We start from the raw sequence: 3,142 nt of genomic DNA, 5'->3' as shown, positions 1-3,142 counted from the left end.
GTGCGGCTGGACAGTGGCCGGTGGGCCACTGGTGTGGCGGCCGAAGCGGCCGGTGCGACCGGTGCGGCTGGGACAGCGACCGGTGGGCCACTGGGGTGGCGGCCGAAGCGGCTGGGGCGACCGGTGCAGCCGAGGCGGGTCGTCCGACCTGCGCGGCCGTAGCGGCTGGGGCGGCCGGGGGTGTGCGTGGACCGGCCCCGCCGGGTGGGCTCGGTGGTGTGGGGCGCCCGCCCTGCGGGCTCGCCCAGCCACCCGCCCACCCCCGCGGTCCCGGGGGGGGTGGCCTGGTGGTGGTCGGGGCGGTGGTGGTCGGGTCCGGGGCCTCGTCCTCCGGCGTCGTCGTCACCACCGGCGGCGCCGTCGTGGTGGTCGTCGGGGACTGGCGGGTCGTGGTGGTCGGGAGCGCCACCGGCTCGTCCGGCTCCTCCGGGGACTCCGACCTGGCCGCCGTCGGCTCGTCGCCGCGCGTGGGGCGGTCCTCGTGGCGCGCGTCCGGGCGGCGGGTCGTGGTCGTCGTGGCCGCCGACCTGAGCTGGGTGGGCGCCGCGGCCGTCGACTCGGACGTCGGCCTCGCGGGCGCGCTCCCGGTGGTCGCCTCGGCCTGCGCCTCAAGGGGTCGCGGCGTCTCCGGCTCGCCGTCCGGCACCAGCGCGGCGCCGACACCCGCCACCGCCGCCGCCACCACGGCCCCCGCCGCGGACAGCAGGACCAGCGGCGAGAACCTGCGCCTCGCGGCCACGACGGACTCTTGCTCGAACACGCGAACTCCCTGGAAAGACCTTGAACCGAAGGTCGGGCGTCCGGGTTATCGGCGCGCGACGGCCCGCACCGGATCGGTGCGGGCCGTGGTCCACGCCGTCGTGCCGTTTACCGCCCCCTGTGGGTGATGGCGCGGTTACTGCGCGTCCCGCGTCGGGTCAGTTGCCCGAGGTGGGCGGGGTCCCCGAACCGGAGGTGGGGGGCTGCTCCGCCGAGGTCGTGGTGACCGGGGGCTCCACGGGCGGCTTCGTCGTGGTCGTCGTGCCGCCGGGGTTGGGGTTCGGGTTCGGGTTGGGGTTCGGGTTGTTCGGCTTGGGCGGCTGCGGTTCCTCGTTCACCGTCGTCGTGGTGGTCGTCCCGTCCGCCCTGGTCACCGTCGTCACCCGGACGCGCTGCGTCGTCGTGGTCGGCGCGGCGCTGCTCTCCGCCGACTGCGGCGTGGAGCTGGGGGCCTCCGAAGAAGACCCAGCGGACTCGGACCCGGACTCGGGCGCCGACGTGGGCGTCGACGTCCGGCCGGTCGGGGGCGTGTCCAGCTGAACGCCGATCGGCGTGGTGGCCTCGTCGCTCGACGACGGGCCCGCGATCGCGGCCACCGCCCCGAAGATGGTCGCCACGACGACGCCGGACGCCGCCAGCAGCAGGTGGGGCGACAGGCGCCGCGCGCGAGAGCTCTGCTCGGGCTCGGGCGACTCGTAAAGCCCGTCGTCGGTCACTCGGTCTCCCTAGGTCAACGGCCGAAGTTCTGGGTCCAGTACCAGCCACGGGTGTCCAGACCGACACCGGTGGTGGTGAACGAGCAGTCGAGGATGTTCCGACGGTGCCCCTCGGAGTCCAACCACGCGCCCACGACGTCCTCCGCGCTCCGCTGGCCCATGGCGATGTTCTCACCGGCGGGTCGCGGATAGCCCGCTTCGCGCATCCGGGTGGCGAAGTCCACACCCTCCGGACTGGTGTGCGCGAAGTAGCCCCGGCTCGCCATGTCCGCGCTGTGCGCCCTGGCGGCGGTGACCACCCGGTCGTCCACGCCCAGCGCCGCGCACCCCGCCGCGCCGCGCGCCTGGTTGACCAGCCGCACGACCCGGTCGGCCTGCACCACGTCCAGCGGCGGCGGGTCCTGGGGGGACGTCGGCGACGAGCTTGCCGGTGCCGGGGAGTCCGGGGCAAGCCCGCTGGTCGTGGCGGTGGTCGACCGCGGCCCGTCGGGAGCGCCCGAGGAACCGGGGCCCGGACCGGGACCGGACCGGGGCGCGCCCGGCGGCGGGTCCTGCTGGGACGTCGTCGAGGCGGTCAGGCCGACGAGGAGGGCGATGGAGCCGACGCCCGCCGCGCCGAGCAGCAGGCCGAGGAGCCCGCCGATGGCGGACCTCTTCCCGCTCCGCGCGCTCACGGTCGCGCACCGTATCACCATCGGGTGAAATACCGGGGTGGAAGGCATGTCTGGAGCGGAGTCCGCGGTGCGGATGACCGCATGGGTCAGGGGGCACGTGCAGGGCGTCGGGTTCCGGTGGTGGACCAGGGCCCGCGCGCTGGAGCTCGGCCTGGTGGGGAGCGCGTCCAACCTGCGCGACGGCCGCGTCGAGGTCAACGCCGAGGGGCCGGAGGAGGCGTGCCGCGCGCTGCTCGCCGCGCTGCGCTCCGGGGGCGCGCCCGGCCGGGTCGACGTGGTCGTGGAGCGCTGGTCGTCGCCGCGCGGCGGGCTGACGGGTTTCGCGGAGCGTTGAACGGGGACACCCCCGGCGGCCGTAGTTACCGCTGTGGACCGCGGGGAAGATGTCGTCAGGCAGCTCTACGGCCGCTGGCGCGGCCCGCTGCGCGGCTACGTCCTGCGCCTGGTCGGGGGGGACCACCGGTACGCCGAGGACGTCGTCCAGGAGACCCTGCGCAGGGCGCGGGGCAGCGCGGACGTCCGCACCCCCGAGGAGGCCGGACCGTGGCTGTACGCGGTGGCCCGCGCGCTGGTGGCGTCCGGGTTCCGGCGCGCGGGGGGTGAGCGGCCCGAGGAGCCGCCGTCCGAGGTCGACGCCGTCGACCACGCGCTCCAGGGCTGGCAGGTCGCCGAGGCGCTGCGCGGGCTGAGCCGCGACCACCGCGACGCCGTCGTCGAGCTGCACTACCGCAGGCGCACCGTCGCCGAGGCCGCCGCCGCGCTCGGCATCCCGCAGGGCGCGGTCAAGTCCCGCTGCTTCTACGGGCTGCGGGCGCTGCGCGACGCGCTGGCCGAGCGCGGGGTGACCGAGCCGTGATGACCTGCTTCCGCAGCACGGACCTGGGCGTCTACCTGCTCGGCTCGCTCGACCCGGTCGAGCGCGGCGCGTTCGAGCGGCACCTGCGCGCCTGCCCGCCGTGCAGGCGGGAGCTGCTGCGCCTCGCCCCGCTGCCG

6 protein-coding genes are annotated in these 3,142 nt (G+C 76.3%); 4 read left to right on the top strand and 2 right to left on the bottom strand.

Translation table 11 applies throughout. The annotated features are described in order from the left end of the window. The first annotated feature begins 287 nt into the window (after positions 1-287). Positions 288-887 (top strand): hypothetical protein, encoded by a 600-nt coding sequence (locus tag ACTUAL_RS10555; protein ID WP_440900127.1) that lies wholly within the window; start codon positions 288-290, stop codon positions 885-887. A gap of 30 nt (positions 888-917) precedes the next feature. Here the strand turns inward: ACTUAL_RS10555 and ACTUAL_RS10550 are convergent, their stop codons facing one another. Continuing rightward, complete coding sequence (locus ACTUAL_RS10550; RefSeq protein WP_440900126.1) at positions 918-1,475, bottom strand: hypothetical protein; 558 nt, start codon at positions 1,473-1,475, stop codon at positions 918-920. Positions 1,476-1,489: 14 nt separating this feature from the next. Continuing rightward, complete coding sequence (locus ACTUAL_RS10545) at positions 1,490-2,149, bottom strand: CAP domain-containing protein (protein ID WP_232520054.1); 660 nt, start codon at positions 2,147-2,149, stop codon at positions 1,490-1,492. A gap of 46 nt (positions 2,150-2,195) precedes the next feature. On the opposite strand from ACTUAL_RS10545, the gene ACTUAL_RS10540 reads away from it, so the two are divergent. The 3 genes from ACTUAL_RS10540 to ACTUAL_RS10530 form a co-directional block, all read left to right on the top strand. Next, positions 2,196-2,483 carry an acylphosphatase gene (locus ACTUAL_RS10540; RefSeq protein WP_096496619.1) on the top strand — a complete coding sequence of 96 codons (288 nt, stop codon included), beginning with the start codon at positions 2,196-2,198 and terminating at the stop codon, positions 2,481-2,483. 33 nt (positions 2,484-2,516) lie between these two features. Continuing rightward, complete coding sequence (locus ACTUAL_RS10535; protein WP_096496618.1) at positions 2,517-3,005, top strand: sigma factor-like helix-turn-helix DNA-binding protein; 489 nt, start codon at positions 2,517-2,519, stop codon at positions 3,003-3,005. Then, positions 3,005-3,142 (top strand): anti-sigma factor family protein (locus ACTUAL_RS10530; protein ID WP_440900128.1); only part of this gene is annotated, 138 nt, incomplete at its 3' end. The genes ACTUAL_RS10535 and ACTUAL_RS10530, both read left to right, overlap by 1 nt.

It is taken from the genome of Actinosynnema sp., from assembly GCF_052038725.1.
This window is presented reverse-complemented; position numbering and strand designations above follow the sequence as displayed.

Bases quoted from the DNA above. Each gene is read 5' to 3' on its own strand.
- ACTUAL_RS10540 (WP_096496619.1), top strand. From the start codon at position 2,196: ATGTCTGGAGCGGAGTCCGCGGTGCGGATGACCGCATGGGTCAGGGGG.